Annotated in this window: 14 protein-coding genes, 2 tRNA genes and 2 rRNA genes; 7 read left to right on the top strand and 11 right to left on the bottom strand. The window is 52.5% G+C overall.

Annotated features, from left to right (window positions below):
• Positions 1–52: 52 nt before the first annotated feature.
• The 9 genes from RHM61_RS06605 to RHM61_RS06565 all read right to left on the bottom strand — a co-directional run bounded on the left by RHM61_RS06605 (position 53) and on the right by RHM61_RS06565 (position 13,935).
• Positions 53–2,928: ribosomal RNA gene (locus RHM61_RS06605) — 23S ribosomal RNA — on the bottom strand.
• Between the two features lie 411 nt (positions 2,929–3,339).
• Positions 3,340–3,416 (bottom strand) — tRNA-Ile (locus RHM61_RS06600).
• 22 nt (positions 3,417–3,438) lie between these two features.
• A tRNA-Ala gene (locus tag RHM61_RS06595) sits at positions 3,439–3,514 on the bottom strand.
• Between the two features lie 210 nt (positions 3,515–3,724).
• A 16S ribosomal RNA gene (locus tag RHM61_RS06590) occupies positions 3,725–5,268 on the bottom strand.
• Together the 16S and 23S rRNA genes with 2 tRNA genes alongside form the textbook arrangement of a ribosomal RNA operon.
• Before the next feature lie 472 nt (positions 5,269–5,740).
• Positions 5,741–8,245 carry a DUF1631 family protein gene (locus RHM61_RS06585; protein WP_322250339.1) on the bottom strand — a complete coding sequence of 835 codons (2,505 nt, stop codon included), beginning with the start codon at positions 8,243–8,245 and terminating at the stop codon, positions 5,741–5,743.
• Positions 8,246–8,331: 86 nt separating this feature from the next.
• The gene (locus RHM61_RS06580) at positions 8,332–10,977 is read right to left on the bottom strand and encodes a DNA topoisomerase III (protein ID WP_322250338.1); all 2,646 of its coding nucleotides are present in this window, start codon (positions 10,975–10,977) and stop codon (positions 8,332–8,334) included.
• A gap of 170 nt (positions 10,978–11,147) precedes the next feature.
• Positions 11,148–11,612: a DUF494 domain-containing protein gene (locus RHM61_RS06575; RefSeq protein ID WP_322250337.1), complete on the bottom strand. Its 465-nt coding sequence runs from the start codon at positions 11,610–11,612 to the stop codon at positions 11,148–11,150.
• A gap of 77 nt (positions 11,613–11,689) precedes the next feature.
• On the bottom strand, positions 11,690–12,784 hold the full coding sequence (gene dprA / locus RHM61_RS06570; protein ID WP_322250336.1) for a DNA-processing protein DprA: 1,095 nt from the start codon (positions 12,782–12,784) through the stop codon (positions 11,690–11,692).
• Positions 12,785–12,804: 20 nt separating this feature from the next.
• On the bottom strand, positions 12,805–13,935 hold the full coding sequence (locus RHM61_RS06565) for a LysM peptidoglycan-binding domain-containing protein (RefSeq protein ID WP_322250335.1): 1,131 nt from the start codon (positions 13,933–13,935) through the stop codon (positions 12,805–12,807).
• Positions 13,936–14,095: 160 nt separating this feature from the next.
• Here RHM61_RS06565 and def point away from each other — a divergent pair, with 160 nt between their 5' ends.
• The 4 genes from def (at position 14,096) to RHM61_RS06545 (ending at position 17,038) form a co-directional block, all read left to right on the top strand.
• Positions 14,096–14,623 carry a peptide deformylase gene (gene def / locus RHM61_RS06560; RefSeq protein ID WP_322250334.1) on the top strand — a complete coding sequence of 176 codons (528 nt, stop codon included), beginning with the start codon at positions 14,096–14,098 and terminating at the stop codon, positions 14,621–14,623.
• Positions 14,620–15,585: a methionyl-tRNA formyltransferase gene (gene fmt / locus RHM61_RS06555; RefSeq protein WP_322250333.1), complete on the top strand. Its 966-nt coding sequence runs from the start codon at positions 14,620–14,622 to the stop codon at positions 15,583–15,585. The genes def and fmt overlap by 4 nt, the downstream gene beginning before the upstream one ends.
• Positions 15,586–15,791: 206 nt before the next feature.
• Positions 15,792–16,463, top strand: a complete 672-nt coding sequence (locus RHM61_RS06550) for a hypothetical protein (RefSeq protein ID WP_322250332.1) — start codon at positions 15,792–15,794, stop codon at positions 16,461–16,463.
• 2 nt (positions 16,464–16,465) lie between these two features.
• Entirely contained in the window at positions 16,466–17,038 is a 573-nt protein-coding gene (locus RHM61_RS06545) for a FlgO family outer membrane protein (RefSeq protein WP_322250331.1), read from the top strand.
• Positions 17,039–17,082: 44 nt separating this feature from the next.
• Here RHM61_RS06545 and nhaR read toward each other — a convergent pair whose 3' ends face one another.
• Positions 17,083–17,982 (bottom strand): transcriptional activator NhaR, encoded by a 900-nt coding sequence (gene nhaR / locus RHM61_RS06540; protein WP_322250330.1) that lies wholly within the window; start codon positions 17,980–17,982, stop codon positions 17,083–17,085.
• A 150-nt stretch (positions 17,983–18,132) separates the two neighbouring features.
• Here nhaR and RHM61_RS06535 point away from each other — a divergent pair, with 150 nt between their 5' ends.
• Both RHM61_RS06535 and RHM61_RS06530 read left to right on the top strand, forming a co-directional pair.
• Positions 18,133–18,819 carry a Bax inhibitor-1/YccA family protein gene (locus RHM61_RS06535; protein ID WP_322250329.1) on the top strand — a complete coding sequence of 229 codons (687 nt, stop codon included), beginning with the start codon at positions 18,133–18,135 and terminating at the stop codon, positions 18,817–18,819.
• A gap of 3 nt (positions 18,820–18,822) precedes the next feature.
• The gene (locus RHM61_RS06530) at positions 18,823–19,779 is read left to right on the top strand and encodes a TerC family protein (RefSeq protein WP_322250328.1); all 957 of its coding nucleotides are present in this window, start codon (positions 18,823–18,825) and stop codon (positions 19,777–19,779) included.
• A 14-nt stretch (positions 19,780–19,793) separates the two neighbouring features.
• On the opposite strand, the gene RHM61_RS06525 is transcribed toward RHM61_RS06530, so the two are convergent.
• Positions 19,794–20,120, bottom strand: coding sequence for a hypothetical protein (locus RHM61_RS06525; protein ID WP_322250327.1), 327 nt, complete (start codon positions 20,118–20,120; stop codon positions 19,794–19,796).
• Here RHM61_RS06525 and metH point away from each other — a divergent pair.
• Positions 20,119–23,856 (top strand): methionine synthase, encoded by a 3,738-nt coding sequence (metH, locus tag RHM61_RS06520; protein ID WP_322250326.1) that lies wholly within the window; start codon positions 20,119–20,121, stop codon positions 23,854–23,856. The two genes, RHM61_RS06525 and metH, sit on opposite strands and share 2 nt — an antisense overlap.
• Positions 23,857–24,018 lie beyond the last annotated feature (162 nt).

Raw genomic sequence — 24,018 nt, 5'->3', positions numbered from 1 at the left:
TTCCGGCAAACACTTCATTAACTCACTCGTAGCCTATACCTGCTAAGGTTATAGGGACAAGCCTTACGGGCAATTAGTACTGGTTAGCTTAATGCATTACTGCACTTCCACACCCAGCCTATCAACGTCCTGGTCTCGAACGACCCTTTAAAGAGATCTAGTCTCTGGGAAGTCTCATCTTAAGGCGAGTTTCCCGCTTAGATGCTTTCAGCGGTTATCTCTTCCGAACATAGCTACTCGGCAATGCCACTGGCGTGACAACCGATACACCAGAGGTTCGTCCACTCCGGTCCTCTCGTACTAGGAGCAGCCCCCTTCAAACTTCCAACGCCCACGGCAGATAGGGACCAAACTGTCTCACGACGTTTTAAACCCAGCTCACGTACCACTTTAAATGGCGAACAGCCATACCCTTGGGACCGGCTACAGCCCCAGGATGTGATGAGCCGACATCGAGGTGCCAAACTCCCCCGTCGATATGAACTCTTGGGAGGAATCAGCCTGTTATCCCCAGAGTACCTTTTATCCGTTGAGCGATGGCCCTTCCATACAGAACCACCGGATCACTATGTCCTACTTTCGTACCTGCTCGACTTGTCAGTCTCGCAGTTAAGCACGCTTATGCCATTGCACTATCATCACGATGTCCGACCGTAATTAGCGTACCTTCGAACTCCTCCGTTACACTTTGGGAGGAGACCGCCCCAGTCAAACTGCCTACCATGCACTGTCCCCGACCCGGATAACGGGCCAAGGTTAGAACCTCAAATAAACCAGGGTGGTATTTCAAGGATGGCTCCACGCAAACTGGCGTCCACGCTTCTAAGCCTCCCACCTATCCTACACAGATCGATTCAAAGTCCAATGCAAAGCTACAGTAAAGGTTCATGGGGTCTTTCCGTCTAGCCGCGGGTAGATTGCATCATCACAAACATTTCAACTTCGCTGAGTCTCGGGAGGAGACAGTGTGGCCATCGTTACGCCATTCGTGCAGGTCGGAACTTACCCGACAAGGAATTTCGCTACCTTAGGACCGTTATAGTTACGGCCGCCGTTTACTGGGACTTCAATCAAGAGCTTGCACCCCATCATTTAATCTTCCAGCACCGGGCAGGCGTCACACCCTATACGTCCACTTTCGTGTTTGCAGAGTGCTGTGTTTTTATTAAACAGTCGCAGCCACCAGTTTATTGCAACCCCTTCACCCTTCTGCCGCAGGGCAGTCAAGCTACAAGGGCGTACCTTATCCCGAAGTTACGGTACCAATTTGCCGAGTTCCTTCTCCCGAGTTCTCTCAAGCGCCTTAGAATACTCATCTCGCCCACCTGTGTCGGTTTGCGGTACGGTCTCGTATGACTGAAGCTTAGAGGCTTTTCTTGGAACCACTTCCGATTGCTTCATGCACTAGTGCACTCGTCCCAACCCCTTGAATTCCGCGCCCGGATTTGCCTAAGCGCCTTCTTTGAGCCAGAAACCGACTATTCCAACAGTCGGACAACCTTCCGCGATCCGTCCCCCCATCGCATCATACGACGGTGCAGGAATATTAACCTGCTTCCCATCAGCTACGCATCTCTGCCTCGCCTTAGGGGCCGACTCACCCTGCTCCGATGAACGTTGAACAGGAAACCTTGGGCTTACGGCGTGGAGGCTTTTCACCCCCATTATCGCTACTCATGTCAGCATTCGCACTTCTGATACCTCCAGCATCCTTTACAAGACACCTTCGCAGGCTTACAGAACGCTCTCCTACCATATCCATAAATGGATATCCGCAGCTTCGGTGTATAGCTTAGCCCCGTTACATCTTCCGCGCAGGACGACTCGATCAGTGAGCTATTACGCTTTCTTTAAAGGGTGGCTGCTTCTAAGCCAACCTCCTGACTGTTTTAGCCTTCCCACTTCGTTTTCCACTTAGCTATACTTTGGGACCTTAGCTGGCGGTCTGGGTTGTTTCCCTCTTGACACCGGACGTTAGCACCCGATGTCTGTCTCCCTTGCTCGCACTCGTCGGTATTCGGAGTTTGCAATGGGTTGGTAAGTCGCGATGACCCCCTAGCCATAACAGTGCTCTACCCCCGACGGTGATACAAGAGGCACTACCTAAATAGTTTTCGGAGAGAACCAGCTATTTCCAAGTTTGTTTAGCCTTTCACCCCTACCCACAGCTCATCCCCTAATTTTTCAACATTAGTGGGTTCGGTCCTCCAGTGCGTGTTACCGCACCTTCAACCTGGCCATGAGTAGATCACTTGGTTTCGGGTCTACACCCAGCGACTGATTCGCCCTATTCGGACTCGATTTCTCTACGGCTTCCCTATGCGGTTAACCTTGCCACTGAATGTAAGTCGCTGACCCATTATACAAAAGGTACGCAGTCACGGAACAAGTCCGCTCCTACTGTTTGTATGCACACGGTTTCAGGATCTATTTCACTCCCCTCCCGGGGTTCTTTTCGCCTTTCCCTCACGGTACTGGTTCACTATCGGTCGATATCGAGTATTTAGCCTTGGAGGATGGTCCCCCCATGTTCAGACAGGATTTCACGTGTCCCGCCCTACTTGTCGCAAGCTTAGTTCCACATTGATGATTTCGACTACGGGACTATCACCCTCTTTGGTCGCACTTTCCATTGCGTTTGTCTATCAAAAATGCTAAATCTTGCAGGCTCTTCCCATTTCGCTCGCCACTACTTTGGGAATCTCGGTTGATTTCTTTTCCTGTAGCTACTTAGATGTTTCAGTTCGCCACGTTCGCTTTGCATACCTATGTATTCAGTATGCAATGACCTTACGGCCGGGTTTCCCCATTCGGAAATCTGCGGATCAAAGTGTGTTTGCTCACTCCCCGCAGCTTATCGCAAGCTACTACGTCCTTCATCGCCTGATATCGCCAAGGCATCCACCATGTGCACTTAGTCACTTGTCCCTATAACTTTAGCTTCTGGCGTCTCGTTTCATTGCTGAAACCAGGTTCATCGCCAGAAAGCGGTTATAGTTCTTTACTACTTATGAGTATTACTTTAGCGTTTGCCGTATCTCAAGAATTTATTTTTTTCTAAAACTGCCTTTCGGCTGCTTTTGATCAAACTCTTTTTAATACATTGTTTGTTTCGATACAATCATAACCCTTCCATAAATTATCCAGCATGACTGTCGTCATACCGAACGACAACATCTTCCGATGTTATCCTTTACAGAAATAATTTGATTATTTCTACTTTACTTCTTCTAAATTGTTAAAGAACGAGATACTACTTATTACTCTGACTTTCGCTTTGAAAGATCAAACCTAAATCTCTGCGTCTTACTCATTCGCTGACTTAGGTTTGCTATTTCTTGGTGGGTCTGGTTGGGCTCGAACCAACGACCCCCGCGTTATCAACACGGTGCTCTAACCAACTGAGCTACAGACCCGCTTATCTGCATTGACTAATACTGGTGGAGGATGACGGGATCGAACCGACGACCCCCTGCTTGCAAAGCAGGTGCTCTCCCAGCTGAGCTAATCCCCCTCTTATACCTCATTAAGCTACTGCGCACTTCAATCTTCAATCTCCGATGCTCGTCGTACCGAAGTACGACTGCGCTTCTCGATTGAACCTTGAAGCGCTCGCGACGCTTACTGAGGAATAACTGGCTTCCCTGGTATCACTACCAAGCTTTTCTCGTTATTTAATTTAACAGTCAATAAAAGTGAACACTCAACTACGGCGCTACTCTAGAAAGGAGGTGATCCAGCCGCACCTTCCGATACGGCTACCTTGTTACGACTTCACCCCAGTCACGAACCCTGCCGTGGTAATCGCCCTCCTTACGGTTAAGCTAACTACTTCTGGCAGAACCCGCTCCCATGGTGTGACGGGCGGTGTGTACAAGACCCGGGAACGTATTCACCGCGACATGCTGATCCGCGATTACTAGCGATTCCAACTTCATGCAGTCGAGTTGCAGACTACAATCCGGACTACGATACACTTTCTGGGATTAGCTCCCCCTCGCGGGTTGGCGGCCCTCTGTATGTACCATTGTATGACGTGTGAAGCCCTACCCATAAGGGCCATGAGGACTTGACGTCATCCCCACCTTCCTCCGGTTTGTCACCGGCAGTCTCATTAGAGTGCTCACCTTAAATGTAGCAACTAATGACAAGGGTTGCGCTCGTTGCGGGACTTAACCCAACATCTCACGACACGAGCTGACGACAGCCATGCAGCACCTGTGTTACGATTCTCTTGCGAGCACACCTAAATCTCTTCAGGCTTTCGTACATGTCAAGGGTAGGTAAGGTTTTTCGCGTTGCATCGAATTAATCCACATCATCCACCGCTTGTGCGGGTCCCCGTCAATTCCTTTGAGTTTTAATCTTGCGACCGTACTCCCCAGGCGGTCTACTTCACGCGTTAGCTGCGTTACCAAGTCAATTAAGACCCGACAACTAGTAGACATCGTTTAGGGCGTGGACTACCAGGGTATCTAATCCTGTTTGCTCCCCACGCTTTCGTGCATGAGCGTCAGTGTTATCCCAGGGGGCTGCCTTCGCCATCGGTATTCCTCCACATATCTACGCATTTCACTGCTACACGTGGAATTCTACCCCCCTCTGACACACTCTAGCCATACAGTCTCAAATGCAGTTCCCAGGTTGAGCCCGGGGATTTCACATCTGACTTATATAACCGCCTGCGCACGCTTTACGCCCAGTAATTCCGATTAACGCTTGCACCCTACGTATTACCGCGGCTGCTGGCACGTAGTTAGCCGGTGCTTATTCTTCAGGTACCGTCATTAGCACGCTGTATTAGAGCATGCCGTTTCTTCCCTGACAAAAGAGCTTTACAACCCGAAGGCCTTCTTCACTCACGCGGCATTGCTGGATCAGGCTTGCGCCCATTGTCCAAAATTCCCCACTGCTGCCTCCCGTAGGAGTCTGGACCGTGTCTCAGTTCCAGTGTGGCTGGTCGTCCTCTCAGACCAGCTACTGATCGTCGCCTTGGTAGGCTTTTACCCTACCAACTAGCTAATCAGATATCGGCCACTCCATGAGCATGAGGTCTTGCGATCCCCCACTTTCCACCTTAGTGCGTATGCGGTATTAGCGTAACTTTCGCTACGTTATCCCCCACTCTAGGGTATGTTCCGATATATTACTCACCCGTTCGCCACTCGCCACCAGGCCGGGTTACCCCATTCCGTGCTGCCGTTCGACTTGCATGTGTAAGGCATGCCGCCAGCGTTCAATCTGAGCCAGGATCAAACTCTTCAGTTTAATCTCTGTTTTTGTGTTCATTTCTGAACTCTGTCGTTGCCGACAGATCGCTCACTCAAAATACTGACAGTTCCGTCACTCATTGCTGAGCGACTTTCCTATTATTTATTTCTTGTGAAGCATTTGATATTTTTTAAGCATGCCGACTAAATAAATTTAGTCGGTGCGCTTTCATCAAGTGCTCACATTTATTGACTGTTAATTGTTAAAGAACCGTATTCTTTTCCGCTTCCTCTTGCGAGGTTTGCTACGAAGCGTTGTGTTCGTCAGCAGCAGAGAAACGAGATTATGCAGTACTTACCGGCTGCTGTCAATACCCTGTTTTACTTGACGCCGTTTTATTCAAACATTGCCGGGGTAAGACGCTTGCCTTGTTGCTATCTCGCTGCACTCGTCAGCGGGAGTCGGACTATAGCAAGCGCAGGCGGGTAGCGCAAGTAGGTAGGGTAAATAATTTATATGAATTGGTAAATCAGCGGTCGACCAGGTCGGCGGTTTTTAATAAGGCATGGATGGCGCGCTCGAATGCCGGCGCCTGTTCTGCCAAGCGGATGCTGCCATCCTGTGTGCGCCGACAAAAGTGTTCGGTCGAAATGATGGCCGGTTCAGCTTGCCCTTGAAAACTCAGCACCATGGTATTCATCGCCAGATCGCACCATTGCACACAGCCGCGACGCAGCGGCGCTTGACTACCCTTATCATTACTCATCTCAAAGGCGATGCCACTGATAAGGCGTTCGCGCAGTAACTGCAAGTTCACAGCGGCGTGTGCCGGCTGCGGCGAGGGAATCACGCTCTTCGCTGCGAGCTCGTCACTGATGAGTTCAACGACTAAGCCGGATTCTTCTAATAAGCTCAAAAGATAGGGCAGAACTTCAGCGAACTTGTCGGCCGTTGCGACTTCCGACATCACCAAAGCCGGTTGCTCGACGAATTCCTTGAAGGTGGCATGCATTTCCAGCAGCGTGCTGCCGTGCGCGACCTGCTCGTTCACTTTCATGGCGCGACTGTGCGCATCAGTCAGCCAACTCGATAAGGCATTTTGCTTGAAGCGATTCCATTTCAATAAATCCATGCCAAGTTGCAAGTCGGCAAATAACTGCGGCGTCAAGTCGCGTAGTGCTTGTTGTTCTGTGCTGTTATGCTTGGGATCTATACTCCACACCACATCGGCCACAAAGGAACGGAAGCGTTTGGCCAAGTCGTGGTCAAAACGCGCGGCCAGGTTAATGGCGCGTATCCATTCCCCTTCCAAAAAAGCTTGAAATTGCGGCGCAATCGTCAAGCCGCTGAGCGCCGCTTGCATGCTGCGTGAGGCTTGCTCGAACTGGCTGTAGCGGATTTGCGCTTCTTCTATCAGTTTCACGGCACGTCTGACCGATTTGTCTTGTATCCGCAGTTCGCGCGAGACAAAGGTATCAAAACGATTATGTATACGTTCAAACAAGCCCGGTATGCTGCAGTCATGGCGCGCCAAGGTTTTGAAAACACGTGCCAATTCGTCTTCAAACAACTGCCTTGCAGCATCTTGGTACTTGAGTCCGAGAGCGGTTGAAGCGATACGATTAATCAACTGGCGCGCCGGATGGCTGGGCGTCTTCAAGAAACTGTGGTCGCTCAAGGCCAGTTGTAATATCAGAAACTGGCTTTTCGCCAACTGCAGGCGTAAATTCAGCGGCAGCAGGGCGTCGGTCAAGATGCTTTCAAACAGCGCAATGACGATATCGATACACATCTGTTGCTCGGCATTGCGCGCCAAGTGCTGTAATGCTTCGCGCCGCTCGTATACCAAATTACGTAATTCACCGCGGCCGTTTTGCATGGCGCTGCTGTCGGGAATCAGGAAACGGTGAATTTGCCCGGCGATGACGACAAAATCGAGGCCGGAAAAGGAGAATTTCGCCCCCTGCGCTAGCGGCGAGGCAGCATGCGCCAATTGTAACTGCACAATCAATTCGCGCACGCTCGACAGATACTGGCCGCCGGGCTTGCTCACACTATCAGAATTCAAGCGCGGTGGCCGCGCTCTGGCCTTGCTCTCCCAACTCACCGTTGTGTCATCCCCGAAGGCGTGGCGCAACACGTCGCCGAGCGCATCGACGCCGTCTAGCCAAGTGAGCGGCATGCTCTGCGTTTCATCCACCTCGGCAGAGGCGGCACAGCGTAAGCCGGTGCGCGCGCGTAGCTCGGCGAGCCATTGCACGATGCTTAAGGCGGGCTTGAGCATCAAGGAGGGGAACCCGCCTTGTTCGGCCGCCGCTGTGATCACATGCGGTGGGAGTGGTGTCGCCTGTAAGGCTGGCATACCGGCGCGGTAGACAATATGTTCGGGGGTTTTATTGATTTTCAGTGTCAGGTGTGCCGCTAAGCCGGATTTCGCCAGCTCGGTATTCAACTCACGGTATAAATCTACCAGATGGTTTTTAATGATGTCGCAAATTTGCTGCATCAAGATGCGGCTGAGCGACGCTGTGACGTGCAACTCTTGTACTGCGAGCGTGATACAGCGAGCAATTAAGTAAGGACGAAATGGATTTTCTCGTTCGCAGATGTCGTCTTGCTTGAATAAGACGGCAATCCGCAGGTTGACATCGATTAATTGCTGGCCGGCGGCGTTACGAAATAAATTCGTCGCATTGTTTGAAAGCAGCGAGCTTTCGAACGCGCTAGAGTCGAGCAAGCTCATGTCTTCGGCCAGATTGCTACTGCTGCGCGGCCGATAGCTGCTATAGCAATTGACCACGCTGATGGCGAGCAGTTGTGCCATGGTGTTGCTCAGTGCTTGCATCAAGGGTCCGCGTTGCTCTTGCAGCAAGGCGCGGGCTTGCGCGATATCGGCTTGTTCCGCGCTCGAATTGCTGGCACTTGCCTTACCGAACAGTGCTTCTATCGCCTGAGGGACGAGGGTTTGCAGCGCATCTTGGAATGCGTTTAAAAAGACCAAACGTGCAGACGAGAGTACTTCTTCCGACTCCATATTCTTCCTCAATCAACGCACAGACGACGACATCACTCAGTACTCGGACTGCCGCCGTCCGGTCGGGTGGCCGCAAAGCGCTAGCCTCAGTCGGCTTTCGTTTTACGCGGTGCGGCTTTTTTCACGGCCGGTACTTTTTTAACAGCGCTTGCTTTTTTGACGGCCGGTGCCTTTTTGGCTGCCACTGCTTTATCCGTCACGGCCACGGCGTCGCCCTCAGCGACAGCCTTCGCTTTACCGGCAGCCGGAGCTTTGGCCTTACGTTCTTCAAACTCGAAACTGACTTTACCATCTTTACCGCGAACCAGAAATGCCTTGAACGGTCGGCGTGTGCGTTGTGAAACAAAACCTGGCAATAAATCAGTTTTACCATCGACCAGTAATTTGACCATTTGCTCCGGCAATATCTCTTGCTGCAGAATGATGCGACCGCTACGGAAATCACAAGCCTTGGGCTTGGCCATGCTTTTTTCGCACACATACGACAGGCCCATTTCATACACGCCGGCGGCACATTTCGGGCAAGGGCCTAACACGGTTTGACCGGTGAAATCGACGCCTTCGCCATCCTCGCCCTCATCTTGGTTTTGACCGAAGTCAAATTCCAACTTCAAATTATTGTGCTCGGTGTCGGCAACAATTTTCAAAATAGCGGCAAATGGACGCCCCATTTTTGAGCGGAAACCTTGTAATGGGCCGATTTCTCGCTTGCTCAGCAATTCTTCGACTTCAGCGACTTCAAACTGGCGACTGCCAGGCGTCTTGCTCATGGAAAAATCGCATTTAGTACAGGCGAAACGACGATAATTTTCTTTGACGATGGCACCACAATGCGGGCAAGGCGTATGCAGGGTCGCATAATCGCCTGGGATCGTGTCATTGTCGTACTCTTTGGCGCGCTTGACGATGATTTGTGTCATCTGTGCAATTTCGCGCATGAATTCTTCGCGACTGATTTTGCCTTTTTCCATTTGCGAGAGTTTGTACTCCCATTCGCCGGTCAGTTCCGGCGAAGTCAATTCATCGACACCTAAGCCGCGCAGCAAGGTCATTAATTGAAAGGCTTTCGCGGTCGGCATCATTTCCCGGCCTTCGCGCAACAAATAACGTTCCGTCAGCAAGCCTTCGATGATGGCTGCGCGCGTGGCCGGTGTACCTAAACCTTTGCCAGCCATTGCTTCGCGCAAGTCGCCGTCGTCCACCAGTTTGCCGGCGCCTTCCATGGCCGACAATAAGGTTGCTTCGCTATAGCGAGCCGGCGGTTTGGTGACCAAGCCATGAGCGGCCACCGTATCGGCCAATACTTTTTCGCCTTTCGCAACAGCCACCAAGGTGCCTTTGCCTTCGGTATCTTTTTCTTCCAGAGCTTCTTTACCATAAATGGCCAACCAACCGGCATTGGTCATGACCTTGCCTTCAGTTTTGAACTGATGGCCAGTTACCTCGGTAATGCGGGTAGTGACTTGGAATTCGGCGGCGGGGAAGAATACGGCCAAGAAGCGGCGCGTGACCAAGTCATACAGCTTTTGTTCCGGTTCCGACAAGTTCTTCGGCGCTTGGCCAGTAGGAATGATCGCAAAGTGATCACTGATCTTGCTGTTGTCGAAAATGCGTTTATTCAGCTTGACCCAGTTATTGTTCAAAATTTGCGCGGCAAATTGGTAGTAATTATTGTTTTCCGCCACGGTGGAAAGCGTTTGCTTGACGGTATCAAGGTAATCTTCCGGCAAATGGCGCGAATCGGTACGCGGATAGGTCAGTACTTTATGTTTTTCATACAGCGCTTGCGCCAAACCAAGGGTGTTTTTGGCTGAAAAACCGAATTTCGAGTTGGCTTCGCGTTGCAAACTGGTCAAGTCAAACAAGGCTGGGGCGATTTGGCTGGCTGGTTTCGATTCTTCCGATACATTACCTTGTCGTCCCCGGCAAGCGGCCACGATCGATTCGGCCGCTAATTTGCTCCATAAGCGTTCGGCGCGTTTTTCTGGATCGTGTTCATCTTTTTTGAATTGCGGGTCGAGCCAGCGGCCTTCATAAATCCCGGCAGCGCAAACAAATTCGGCACGCACTTCCCAAAAATCACGCGAGACGAATTTTTTGATCTTTTCTTCGCGCTCGACGACGATGGAAAGGGTCGGGGTTTGCACACGACCAACCGTGGTCAGGTAAAAGCCGCCTTCTTTCGAATTGAAGGCCGTCATGGCACGGGTACCATTGATACCAATCAACCAATCGGATTCGGAACGACAACGTGCGGCGTCGGCCAATGGCAACATGTCTTCATCGCTGCGCAGTTTTTGGAAGCCGTCACGTATCGCACCCGGCGTCATCGATTGCAACCACAGGCGTTGTACCGATTGTTTGGCTTTTGCATGTTGCGCAATCAAGCGAAAGATCAATTCCCCTTCACGCCCGGCATCGCAGGCATTGATCAGGGCACTGACGTCTTTGCGTTTGATCAATTTGGTCAAGACCTTGAGCCGTGTTTCCGTCTTGGCAATCGGATTGAGTGCGAAGTAGGGCGGAATCATGGGTAAGTGGGCGAAGCTCCATTTGCCACGTTTGACATCGTACTCTTCCGGAACCATGATTTCGAGCAAATGACCGACCGCCGACGACAAGACATAGTCGTCCGATTCAAAATAATCATCATGCTTGGTGAAACCTCCCAACGCTTTAGCGATGTCGGCAGCGACTGAGGGTTTTTCGGCAATGATGAGCGTTTTTGTCATTTCTTGGTTCTCGAATGGTTTTCTGTGCAAACGAATAATGTCTAACGTGCAACATTTTTCGCAAAATAAGCGTAAGCCTAACCTAAATTAGCGCGCAACGATGGATATGACAGCGGAAAAAACGCTGTTAGCCCGCGATTTATGTCAGAAGTCTTGGAATATTGAAATGATTAATGCAAAAGACGTGGTTCATTGTCGTCATCTGACAACAGTAATTCATCAAACATCAGCATATCGGGCTCGCTACCTTGGCTCCAAAGCATCATTAACACGATGATGCGGAGTTTATCGAGCGGCAACGGTGACTCGTTGACGGCCAAGGCCCGTTCGATCACGATTTCACGCTGAAGGGAAGTCAAGAGGCCGGCAGATTCAAGAAATTGAATGAAGCCGACGGCAGCCGTACCCAAGGCGGACATTTCGATTTGCGCATACACCCGAAAGCCGCTCGATGGCAAAGCCGGCGGCTGCGATGGTGCTCCCGTCATGGCCAAGCCGGTGAGCCAGGTCAGCGCTTCTGAAATATCATCTTCGGGAAAACCGACGGCAGACAATTTTTTAACCAAGGCCGCCGTATCCGGACAGGCATCGGGACGGTAATAGGTTTCGTATAGGTAAACAAGGATATCAAACATGGCCCTACTTTATCCGCTCCCTTCGTTTCCAACAAGTCCCGCGGTGCAATATAGTCAGCAATTAATACAAATGCACTTCAAGCGAGCCGACGAAAGCGCAGGCCGGGTAAGGATTCGATCATGCCGGCCAGTTCCAGTTCCAGCAAGTGGGCATGCAGCTCGGCCAAACTCAGCGCGCTGGCTTGGACCAAGGCGTCAAGGCTGATCGGCTGGTGACTGAGCAGGGCCAGCAGTTGATCGCCGGCAGCGTCGAGCAGGGGCAGCGCTGCTTGTTGGCGCGCCGGCGGCGCATGGAAATGCGGCGGTAATTCTTCCAAAATATCGGCCACCGATTCGACCAACTTGGCCCCCTGTTTAATCAACTGATGGCAGCCCTTGGCCAAGGGCGAGTGGATCGAGCCCGGCACGGCGAACACATCGCGACCTTGCTCAAGAGCCATTCTGGCCGTGATCAAGGAACCCGACTGGGCCGCCGCTTCGATGACCAAAATCGCTTGCGACAAGCCGGAGATGAGCCGGTTACGGCGTGGGAAATTGGCCGCCTGTGGGGGCGTGCCGAGGCTGTATTGACTGACGATGGCACCGCGCTCGGCAATCTCGCTGGCCAAACGACGATGGCTGGCCGGATAGACGATATCAGCACCGCTGCCGACGACGGCAATGGTGGCACCACTGGCACGCAAAGCTGCTTGATGGGCCGCGCCATCAATACCGCTGGCCAGCCCGGAGGTGATGGTCAGGCCGGCATGGCTTAAGGCGGTGGCGAACTGTTCAGCATCGCGCCGCCCTTGCACACTGGCATGGCGACTGCCGACGACACCAATGCCGGCAGAACTGAGCAAGGCACGTTGGCCTTGAATATACAGTAGTAAGGGTGGGTCGGGGATGGCCAGTAAGGCCGGCGGGTAATCGGCATCGGCCAGGCTCATGATGCTGTGCCCGGGAGCATCGCACCAACGCTCGGTGCTGGCGGTCAGCGCCAGCAAAGCTGGCGATGGTGCTTGCTGCAGCGCCGCGGCCAGCTTGCTACCGACCACTTGCTCCAGCGATTCAAAGCGGGCCTCAAACAGCGCCGCTGGCAAGCCGAAGGTTTGAAGTAATTGACGCGCAGTCGCCGCGCCGACTCCCGGCGTTTGTTCCAGCTTCAACCAGAAAAAAAAATCCGGCAACACCGCCCGGCTCCTCGATAGGCTTACTGCGGCGATGCCGCGACGTCTCCTACTTTAACAAAATTCGTCACCTGCATGATCAAGCCATAAGAAATATGATCAAACACGCGGAAAATGAAGACATTGCCATAAACTTCATCGGGTAATTTGACGAGGCGATTATCATCGGTGTGATCCTTGATGGTTTCACCGTGACGATGCAAGCTCAATACCGTGCCCAGATCGACGCCATGTTCGCTGCCGCGGTTGATGGTGATGATTTGATTTTGCCCGGCCACCGACACGCCGCCGTACACACTCACCACACGCGCGCGCAAGTTGTCAGACGGCGGGTGCGGCACATAGCTGATGATAGGGGAAGGCGGCACGGGCAGCAAACGGTCGCCGGCCGACATTTCTTCTTTGGAACTGACCACGGTAAAGGTATGGACATCGCTTTGGACATCCTCAGCATCTTCGGCCGTGCGCGTGAGCTTGACGGTGCCGACGAACGCTGCTTCGTAGCCGATCACTTGGTCAGTGTCGGGATCTTTCAGCGCCACGCCGGGACGAAACACTTGAAATGAAGTGCCGCCATCCAATTCACCGCGTACATAAGCTTTCTCGCCTTGAGCCAAGCTGACGCGCCCTTCGACCGCGGCGATGATGCGTGGGGTGCGCGCCAAGGTCTCGCTTTCCACCACCACCGGCTGCGACAGGAAGGGTTCAATCACCGAGGCGGGAATCGAGGTGATGGCATTGACGCCCAAACCTTGCACGCGCGAGTGCGGGGTGAGTTTGACACTGACCGGTGCGCCACCGAGCTCGCCGCTGCCAGAACCGTTGGCCAAGCGCAAACGCTGATTGACGCGGTCAAAGTAGACGATCTGGCCTGGGTAAATCCAGTGAGGGTTACGAATATCGGCTTTGTTCATGCCCCACACTTGCGGCCAACACCAAGCATTGTTGAGAAAGGTGGAGGAAATACCCCACAAGGTGTCACCGGCAACGACGACATGCTTATCTGGTGCATCGACTAAAAAGCTACATTGACTGCCGCGCGCCACTGTTTGCGCCCGAGCAATACTCGCATCAGCCGGCGCAGCGGTGGAAATTTGCGTAGCAAAAGGAAGACCAGCAACGAGGATGGCGGCGATTGTGCTAAACTTTTTCATGAATATTTTCCGATGCGAGATGCTGCGAGACAGCAAATAGGGCAAACCTGCAGGCTAAGGCTTGCAAAAATTGCCAAATTGAATCAAATTCTGCCCATAAATCCTTGAACTAGCAAGAAAAACCACGCAATGGCCCACTCGGTTTGTTGTGAAATGTCTTATGTCTATATTAAATATCCTGCGTTACCCTGATCCTCGGCTGCATAAAATTGCTAAACCGATAACAGTCTTTGATAAACGGCTGCAACAGCTCATCGCCGATATGGCAGAAACCATGTACGACGCCCCAGGCGTAGGCTTGGCAGCGTCACAAGTTGATGTCCATGAGCAACTGGTCGTCATCGATATTTCAGAAAGCAATGATGCGCTGTTGGTAATGATCAACCCTGAAATCATCTGGGCCAGTCCAACGCTCTCCGTCTATGACGAAGGTTGCCTGTCGGTGCCGGGCGTGTATGACGGCGTCGAACGACCGTCGGAAGTGCGCGTGAAGGCACTTGATGCCCATGGTCAGCCGTTTGAATTGCAAGCCGATGGTTTGCTGGCGGTCTGTATTCAACACGAAATGGATCACTTGCTCGGCAAAGTTTTCGTCGAATACCTGTCACCACTCAAACGCACGCGCATCAAAACCAAGATGCTCAAAGAAGAACGCGAAGAGCAACGCAAAGCGCCGGGGCGTCGATGAAAGTCATTTTCGCCGGGACGCCTGAATTTGCAGCAACGGCACTGGCGGCTGTGCATGCGGCGGGGTTTGAGATTCCCTTGGTGCTCACGCAACCGGACCGGCCGGCCGGCCGCGGCATGCAGTTGCATGCCTCGGCGGTGAAACAATTTGCCGTGCGACACGGAATTCCTGTCGCCCAACCCAGCTCGCTGCGGCTGGACGGCAAGTATCCGCACGAAGCGGCAGCGGCCCACGAGTTGCTGCACGCCACTGAGCATGCGGTCATGGTGGTGGCAGCGTATGGCCTGATTTTACCGGCCTCGGTGCTGACGATCGCACCACGCGGTTGCCTCAATATTCATGGCTCCTTGTTGCCGCGCTGGCGGGGCGCAGCACCGATACACCGCGCCATTGAAGCCGGCGATACCGAAACCGGCATCACGATCATGCAAATGGATGAGGGACTCGATACCGGTGCCATGCTGCTCAAACAAGCCATTCCGATTACGGCCGACAGCACCACCGGTATGCTGCACGATCAGTTGGCGGCGCTCGGTGCGCGCATGATCGTCAGCGCGTTACAGCAACTTAAACAGGCACCATTGCTGGCGACGCCACAGCCGCTTGAGGGCGTTTGCTATGCTTCAAAAATCAGCAAAGAAGAGGCGGCTTTGGATTTCCACCAGCCAGCCGAAGTGCTGGCACGTAAAATTCGCGCCTTCTTTCCCTTCCCCGGTACCCACGCTCAGTGTGCCGGCAACAATATTAAAATTTGGGCTGCTGTCGCACTGCCAGGCGAGACCGGCAGCGCTTTAGCGGGACAAGTGCTGAGTGCGTCGGCACAAGAGGGCATACGCATCGCTTGCGGCAGCGGCATATTGCAATTGACAGAGTTACAAAAACCTGGGGGCAAACGCTTGCCGGCGGCAGAGTTTTTGCAGGGTTATCAACTCAGTCCGGGCATGCTGTTGAATCAAATTTAAATGTTCTTATAAACAAAAAAACGACACTTCGGTGTCGTTTTTTGTTATGCCATAATTGATTTTAGGAAAACTTGCCGATTTAACTGTTGATTGTAAGTAATTTCTTTTTGGATGATAAAAACTTGTTGTATTCTACGCCATAGAATCGGCCAGCCCGGCCTGTGTTGTGTATCAGTCATCCACTCTGAAAATACGAAAGTAAGCGCATGAAGAAATTAATTCCTATGGCTGTTGCAGCTATGATGCTGGCGGGATGCGCCACTCAATACAGCGAGACACCGCTTACCGGAAACTTTCCCACCACCACGCAAAACAAACTGCAAGCCTCTGCACACTGGCTGTTAATCGCCAAAGATGTGGCTACGCAAATCAAAGCCGGCACCGATAAAATCGGTGCCCCGGTGTATGTTACGCCACCGGCAGCGCACAGTAAGTTTACGCAGGTATTTTATGAACAGTTGATCACTTCCTTAGTCGAGCAAGGAGTGACGGTCCGCCGCACTCAAGACAGCACGGTACAAGTGGTCGATATCGATACGCAGTTGCTGGAATTCCGCAATGACCGCGATCAGAACCGTCAATTCACCAGCCTGACCATCATCGGCGTTGGTATTGCTGCATTACATGAACTGTCGACAACGGCCGCATTGGCTGTTGGTGGCTTGGCAGTGGCCGGTGCCAGTGACTGGCACAATTGGGTCAATCAGGAATATGCCAGCGGACGCACGCCACGCTACGAATTGATCGTCACCACCTCATTGATAAAAAATGCGCAGTATGTAGCACGTCGCACCGATGCGTATTACATCAGCGACGCCGATTCATCGCTGTATAAAAAAGACCGTGACTTCACATTCAAAATCGTAGGGAGCAAATAATCATGAAAAAGATTCTTCCGCTGTTGGCCTGCACCCTGATATTTTCCGGCTGTAGCAGTCTCGGTAGTTTTTCCTCCGGCAGCACGGTGACCACCAGTGCGACCGCCCTGAGCTGGAAGGAAGCCGAAACCAACGAATTCATTCCGACCAATCAACGCGCGGCGCTGGCCTTGATTCGCGCGGCTGGCAGTGAAATCGACAAAACCCGGCCGCTGATCGTCGCAACCTTGGTCAATATCAACGCGCTGGAAGAATCCTCGACTTTCGGCCGTATCGTTGCGGAACAAGTCTCAGGGCAATTTTCTCACGCCGGCTATCAAATGGTAGAGATGAAGTTTCGTGACAAAGTGTTCATGAAACAAAATGTCGGCGAATTACTGCTGACGCGTGAAATCCGCGAAGTTGCTCAAGATCACAGCGCCCAAGCGGTGATCGTCGGCACCTATGCGGAAAGTGAAAAGCTGGTGTTTGTAAACTTGAAACTGATCCGCCCCGGCGATAACATCGTCTTGAGTACCTACGATTACGCCGTGCCTATGGATAGGACCGTCAAGTCTTTGTTGGGCCGCCGTTAATCGGCTGCAGGATCAGAACAAGCCATGCCTGAGAGTATTAGCTCTCAAGCATGGCTTTTTTGTTGTGCCGCCTTGCTGATAGCCAATACTGCCGGATGGGTCAGCTTACGCTGTACCGAAATGGCGTAAAACTGTTCGCGTATCTGTTCAGTTTGGCCGATCAATTCCACCGCGTACTGGCGCATGATGATGTCGGCGATCATGCTGGGGGCCGCAAACATGCCGGCCCCGGCTTGGCCGAAAGCGCTCATAAGGGCACTGTCATCGAATTCACCGGCTATGCGCGGGTGCAAACCCTGTTCGTCAAACCATTGCAATAGGCGCGCACGCATAGCGGCATCTTCTCCTGGCAACAGAAAGGGCGCAGCGTCCAAGCATTGTGGAAAAGCCAAGTCACCGTGACCGCGCACGGCTGCGGTGGCAAAAAAACTCACGCCCGATTCGGCCAGCAAGTGGCTGTAACCGCGTAAGGTAACATGGGCTGGCAAGGCACTGTCAGACAGCACGACATCGAGTTTGTGCATGCCTAATTCAGCCAGCAAGCTTTCCAACTTACCCTCACGACAGTTGATTCTCAAGGTTTGTGGCAACTTCAAGGCCGGTTCCAGCAATTGGTAGGCCACGGTTTTCGGTAAGGCATCGGAGACGCCGACGCGCAGTTGTACCGTGCGCTCGGTCGGACGGTGATGCAGTACTTCTTCCAGCTCTTGACCCAGTGCAAAAATATCTTCGGCATAACTGAGGACTAAACGGCCCGCTTCGGTCAATTCCAGATTGCGGCCCAGTTTGCGAAACAAGGCTTCGCCTTGTACGGCTTCAAATAAGCTGAGTTGACCGCTGATGGTTTGCGGGGTCAGGTGCAATTGCTCACTGGCACGAGCGATGCTACCTGCTTTGGCAACCATCCAGAAATAGTACAAATGCTTATAGTTCAAGCCGGACATAGTGGAGACCCATCGGTTTTTACGAAGTATTATTCAATTATATTCGACTTTTATTTCAAACCACTTACTCCTACACTGTGCCTACCTTCTGTTGAGAGGGTGAAGCGCGGATATAGAGACTCCGTGTCTTCAATATTTCAGGAGAAAAGCATGCGAATTTCCAGTCGTTCCCCTGCACAGGGTGTGCAAACCGTTGATTTTACCGACAGTAGCGCCAGCGCCAGCCATAAGGTTTTGCGCAATACCTACATGTTGCTATCAATCACTTTATTATTTTCCGCCATGACGGCCGCTGCCACGATCGCCTTCGCGATTCCGGGTCCGGGCATGATCTTGACCTTGGTCGGCTACTTCGGTCTGTTGTTCGCCACCACCAAATTGCGTAACAGCGCTTGGGGCATCGGTGCCGTCTTCGCCTTGACCGGTTTCATGGGCTATTCGCTCGGTCCTATCCTGACGCGTTATTTGGGTATGCCGGGCGGTACAGGTATCGTGATGACGGCGATGGCGATGACTGGCTTGATTTTCTTCGGTTTGTCGGCCTACGTGCTGATCAGCAAACGTGATTTCAGCTTTATCGGCGGCTTTTTGATGATCGGTATGATCGTCGCCTTGGTCGCCAGTCTGGGCGCGATTTTCTTCCAAATCCCCGCCTTGTCGCTGACGATCTCGGCCGTGATGGTATTGCTGATGTCAGGTATGATTTTGTTTGAAACCAGCAACATCATCAATGGTGGCGAAACCAATTACATCATGGCGACCGTCAGTCTGTATGTGACAATTTTCAATCTGTTCACCAGCCTGCTGCAGTTGCTTGGCTTCGTAGAAAGAGACTGATTCATGTTGCATTCCATCGCACAGCCCTGGATGTGGGCTGTTTTTATCGCCTTTGTGCTCGGCATGTTGGCCATCGACGTGTTGGCACTGGGCGGCTCGCGCGCCCACAAGGTCAGTATCCGCGAAGCCGCTGCTTGGTCGCTGGTTTGGGTCAGTCTGGCCTTGTTGTTTGACCTCGGTTTATGGCTGTATCTGTCGGAAACCGTGGGCCGTGAATTTGCCAGCATCAAAGCGATGGAATTTTTGACCGGTTATGTGATTGAAAAATCGCTGTCGATCGACAATGTATTCGTGTTTCTGCTGATCTTCGGCCATTTTTCTGTCCCCGTGCAATATCAGCGTAAGGTCTTGCTGTACGGCGTGGTCGGTGCCATCGTCATGCGCATCATCATGATTCTCGCTGGCAGTTGGGTGGTCACGCAATTTGCTTGGGTCTTGTATCTGTTCGGTATATTCCTCGTCATCACCGGCTTTCGTATGCTGGTCTCGGCCGAGCACAAGCCTGATCTCGAAGCCAATCCGGTTTTGCGTCTGGCAAAAAAATTACTACCGTTCACCAAAGAGTTTCATGAAGAAAAGTTCAGCGTCAAAATCAATGGCAAGCGTTTTTTCACGCCACTGTTGTTGGTGTTACTGCTCATTGAAGTCTCGGATGTGGTCTTTGCAGTCGATTCGATTCCGGCTATTTTTGCGGTGACGACCGACCCTTTCATCGTCTTCACTTCGAATATTTTTGCCATCATGGGTTTGCGCGCTTTGTATTTCCTGCTGGCCGACATGGCAGACCGCTTCCATTTGCTGAAATTCGGCTTGGCTTTCGTACTCATGTTCGTCGGTATCAAGATGCTTATCGTTGAACAAATGCATATCCCGACCAATATTTCTTTGTTAGTCATCGGCATCATACTCGGTGGCTCTATCTTGGCCAGTCTGTTTGCCACTCGCGGCGGCAAACACTGATCATTCGCTTGGTTTCAGTTCCCTTTGGGCCTATCTCTGGCAATAGAGATAGGCTCTTTTTTCGTCAGCGGCCAGGCGCTTGCCGCATATCGATCTAACCACAATGTATAAGGGAAATACGGCCAAAGCTCGCAGCCGACGACCCAAGCCCTTGATTTGACGTATAATTTACGCCTGATTGCGCCGATTTGAGATTCAGATTGCGGGCGCCTTATAAATGCTGCTAAAAGGATGTTGCCCGATCCGCCAGTATGCATGAGCCGATCGGGTTTTTTGTTATTAGGATTGCTATTAGTCGTGCGGCGCGACTGGCCATCCTTGTTCAAGCGAGTGTAGATCATGATCAAAATTGCCAATGCCACCGAAACCCGTTTGCGCAAGATTTTGCAAGAACGCATACTGATCCTCGATGGCGCGATGGGCACCATGATACAGCGCTACCATTTGAGCGAAGCCGACTACCGCGGCGAGCGTTTCAAAGACTATGCCGTGACGGGCAAAGAATTATTCGTCAAAGGGAATAATGAACTGCTGACGCTGACACAACCGCAGATTATTCAAGAAATCCACGAACAATACCTGGCCGCCGGTGCCGATCTGATCGAAACCAATACCTTCGGTGCCACTACGGTGGCGCAGGATGATTATCATATGCCGCAGTTGGCCTATGAAATGAATCTGCAAGCGGCGCGCATCGCGCGCGCGGCTTGTGACAAATACAGCAGTGCCGATAAACCGCGCTTCGTCGCCGGCGCACTCGGACCGACGCCGAAAACGGCATCGATTTCACCGGACGTCAACGACCCGGCGGCACGCAATGTCAGCTTCGATCAACTCGTCGCGGCCTATCTGGAACAAACCCGCGCACTGGTCGAGGGTGGTGCCGATGTATTATTGGTGGAAACCGTGTTCGACACGCTCAACTGTAAAGCCGCCTTGTTTGCGATCGATGCGTTTTTCGAAGAGAGTGGCCAGACTTTGCCGATCATGATTTCCGGTACCGTCACCGATGCCTCGGGACGTATTTTGTCGGGCCAAACGGTGCCGGCATTTTGGAATTCTGTACGGCATGCCAAGCCGCTGACTATCGGTTTGAATTGCGCCCTCGGTGCTGCCTTGATGCGGCCGTACGCACAAGAACTCTCGAGCATCGCCGACACCTTTGTGTGTATTTATCCCAATGCCGGTTTGCCCAATCCGATGAGCGATACCGGTTTCGATGAATTGCCGGCCGATACCTCGGCCTTGTTGCTCGAGTTTGCCCAAGCCGGTTTCATCAATATTGCCGGCGGCTGCTGCGGTACCACACCTGCGCACATCGAAGCCATCGCCAATCTGTTGCAAACGCAAAGCCCACGGACTTTGCCGAGCGTTGCGCCGGCCTTGCGTTTGTCGGGCCTGGAACCGTTTACGGTCGATCAAAGTTCTTTGTTCGTCAATGTCGGTGAACGTACCAATGTCACCGGTTCGAAAGCGTTCGCGCGGCTGATTCTCAACGAACAATATGATGAGGCTTTGGCGGTGGCGCGTCAGCAGGTCGAAAACGGTGCCCAAGTTATCGATATCAATATGGATGAGGCGATGCTCGATTCGCTCGCCGCGATGACGCGCTTTCTGCATTTGATCGCTTCCGAACCCGATATCGCACGCGTGCCGCTGATGATCGATTCCTCAAAGTGGAGCGTGATCGAAGCCGGTCTCAAATGCGTTCAGGGTAAGGCCATCGTCAACTCGATTTCGATGAAGGAAGGCGAAGCTGAGTTTTTGCGTCAAGCGCGCTTATGCAAACGCTACGGTGCCGCGGTGATTGTGATGGCCTTCGATGAACAAGGTCAGGCTGATACCTATCAACGCAAAATCGAGATTTGTGCCCGCGCTTATCATTTGCTCATCGATAGCCTCGATTTTGATCCGCAGGATATTATTTTCGATCCGAATATTTTCGCGGTGGCGACTGGTATCGAAGAACATAATAATTACGCCGTCGATTTCATCGAGGCGACGCGCTGGATTCGGCATAATCTGCCAGGCGCAAAAATCAGCGGTGGTGTGTCGAATGTCAGCTTTTCGTTCCGCGGCAATGACCCGGCGCGCGAAGCAATCCATACGGTGTTTCTCTACCATGCGATTCAGGCCGGCATGACCATGGGCATCGTCAATGCCGGTATGGTCGGGGTCTACAGCGAACTGAGCGCGGAACTGCGCGAGCGGGTCGAAGATGTGGTGCTGAACCGCCGCGACGACGCCACCGAGCGCATGATAGAAATTGCCGCCACCTTGAAAGCCGGCGGAAAAAAAGAAGAAGCGACGCTGGAATGGCGCGGCGAGCCAGTCGGCAAACGTTTGGCGCATGCGATGGTGCATGGCATCACGACGTGGATTGTCGAGGATACCGAAGAAGCGCGCCAAGAAATCATGGGGCAGGGCGGTCGGCCGATACAGGTGATCGAAGGTCCGCTGATGGATGGCATGAATATCGTCGGTGATCTGTTCGGACAGGGCAAGATGTTTCTGCCGCAGGTGGTGAAATCAGCGCGTGTGATGAAGCAGGCGGTGGCCCATCTGGTGCCGTTCATCGAAGAAGAAAAACGCCGCAGTGGTGATACCAAGGCCAAGGGTAAGATCGTCATCGCCACGGTCAAGGGTGATGTGCATGATATCGGTAAGAATATCGTCACGGTGGTGTTGCAGTGTAATAATTTTGAAGTCGTGAATATGGGTGTGATGGTGCCGTGCTCGGAAATTCTGGCGCGCGCCAAGGCGGAAAATGCCGACATCATCGGCTTGTCGGGGCTGATCACGCCGTCGCTGGAAGAAATGGCTTACGTCGCCAAAGAAATGCAACGCGATCCGCATTTCCGCATGCTGAAAATTCCTTTGTTGATCGGCGGTGCCACTACCAGCCGCGCGCATACTGCGGTGAAAATCGCACCGAATTACGAAGGTCCGGTGGTGTATGTGGCCGATGCCTCGCGCTCGGTATCGGTGGCACAGTCACTGCTCACGCCGGAAAGCCGCGATCAATATATCGCTGATCTGGGTAGCGATTACGAACGCATCCGCGTCGCCCATGCGAATAAAAAAACCACGCCGCTGCTGACCCTGGCACAGGCGCGCGCCAACAAAATGCAGTTACGCTTCGATGGCGATGCGACACCGGTCAAACCGAAATTCATCGGCCGCCGTTTGTTTAAAAATGTCGACCTCGGCGTGATCGCCCAGTACATCGACTGGGGTCCGTTCTTTCAAACTTGGGATTTGGCCGGGCCTTATCCAGCCATTCTCACTGATGAAGTGGTCGGTGAGGCTGCCAGCAAGGTATTTGCCGAAGCTCAGGTGATGCTGGCAAAAATCATCGCCGGGCGCTGGCTGACGGCAAATGGCGTGATCAGCTTGCTGCCAGCCAATACCGTCAATGAGGATGACATCGAGATTTATACCGATGACAGCCGCAGCCAAGTTGCCCTGACCTATTACGGCCTGCGCCAGCAAACCGAGAAACCGATCATCGATGGCGTGGCACGGCCGAATCAGTGCTTGTCTGACTTCATTGCGCCGAAAGCTAGCGGCATTGCCGACTATATAGGCATGTTCGCGGTCACGGCCGGTCTGGGCATAGAAAAGTATGAACAGCGTTTCGAAGCGGCGCACGATGATTACAGCAGTATCATGCTCAAATCACTGGCCGATCGCCTCGCGGAAGCCTTTGCCGAATACTTGCACCAACGAGTGCGTCAGGATTTGTGGGGGTATGACGCGGCAGAAACACTGGGCAACAGTGAATTGATTGCCGAAGCCTACCGCGGTATTCGCCCGGCCCCAGGCTACCCGGCGTGTCCTGAGCATACGGTGAAAACTGCTATGTTTGCGCAAATGCAATGTTCCGATATTGATATGCAGATTACCGAGTCGTGGGCCATGATTCCTGGTGCTGCCGTATCGGGTTTTTATTTTGCGCACCCGCAGTCGAAATATTTCAGCGTCGGTAAAATCGGTGCCGATCAAGTCAGCGATATGGCGCGTCGCCGCGACGTGAGTAAAGAGGAGGTCGAGCGCTGGCTGGCACCGAATTTGTAAGGCATTTTCTGCGGTGAAACTTGCCTGGTAACCATGTTGTCGGGCGAGTCTTTTTTTCTAGTTTTTTGCACAATAATGGGTCGCTGGCGCGAAAAAAATTCGCTTTTTCAGTTGTAAAATGCTAAACATAATAGTTAGCTATTTTTCATCTTAACGGCGACC

Origin of the sequence: Undibacterium sp. CCC3.4, assembly GCF_034347425.1 — a bacterium.
Classification (GTDB): domain Bacteria; phylum Pseudomonadota; class Gammaproteobacteria; order Burkholderiales; family Burkholderiaceae_D; genus Undibacterium.
The sequence above is the reverse complement of the archived record's forward strand: the minus strand, read 5'-3'. Positions and strand labels throughout refer to the sequence as shown.

What these genes read in the sequence shown, in the direction of transcription:
- RHM61_RS06585 (WP_322250339.1), bottom strand. Translation starts at nt 8,245, where the DNA reads ATGGAGTCGGAAGAAGTACTCTCGTCTGCACGTTTGGTCTTTTTAAAC.
- RHM61_RS06580 (WP_322250338.1), bottom strand. Translation starts at nt 10,977, where the DNA reads ATGACAAAAACGCTCATCATTGCCGAAAAACCCTCAGTCGCTGCCGAC.
- RHM61_RS06575 (WP_322250337.1), bottom strand. Translation starts at nt 11,612, where the DNA reads ATGTTTGATATCCTTGTTTACCTATACGAAACCTATTACCGTCCCGAT.
- RHM61_RS06565 (WP_322250335.1), bottom strand. Translation starts at nt 13,935, where the DNA reads ATGAAAAAGTTTAGCACAATCGCCGCCATCCTCGTTGCTGGTCTTCCT.
- def (WP_322250334.1), top strand. Translation starts at nt 14,096, where the DNA reads ATGTCTATATTAAATATCCTGCGTTACCCTGATCCTCGGCTGCATAAA.
- fmt (WP_322250333.1), top strand. Translation starts at nt 14,620, where the DNA reads ATGAAAGTCATTTTCGCCGGGACGCCTGAATTTGCAGCAACGGCACTG.
- RHM61_RS06550 (WP_322250332.1), top strand. Translation starts at nt 15,792, where the DNA reads ATGAAGAAATTAATTCCTATGGCTGTTGCAGCTATGATGCTGGCGGGA.
- RHM61_RS06545 (WP_322250331.1), top strand. Translation starts at nt 16,466, where the DNA reads ATGAAAAAGATTCTTCCGCTGTTGGCCTGCACCCTGATATTTTCCGGC.
- nhaR (WP_322250330.1), bottom strand. Translation starts at nt 17,982, where the DNA reads ATGTCCGGCTTGAACTATAAGCATTTGTACTATTTCTGGATGGTTGCC.
- RHM61_RS06535 (WP_322250329.1), top strand. Translation starts at nt 18,133, where the DNA reads ATGCGAATTTCCAGTCGTTCCCCTGCACAGGGTGTGCAAACCGTTGAT.
- RHM61_RS06530 (WP_322250328.1), top strand. Translation starts at nt 18,823, where the DNA reads ATGTTGCATTCCATCGCACAGCCCTGGATGTGGGCTGTTTTTATCGCC.
- metH (WP_322250326.1), top strand. Translation starts at nt 20,119, where the DNA reads ATGATCAAAATTGCCAATGCCACCGAAACCCGTTTGCGCAAGATTTTG.
- RHM61_RS06525 (WP_322250327.1), bottom strand. Translation starts at nt 20,120, where the DNA reads ATGATCTACACTCGCTTGAACAAGGATGGCCAGTCGCGCCGCACGACT.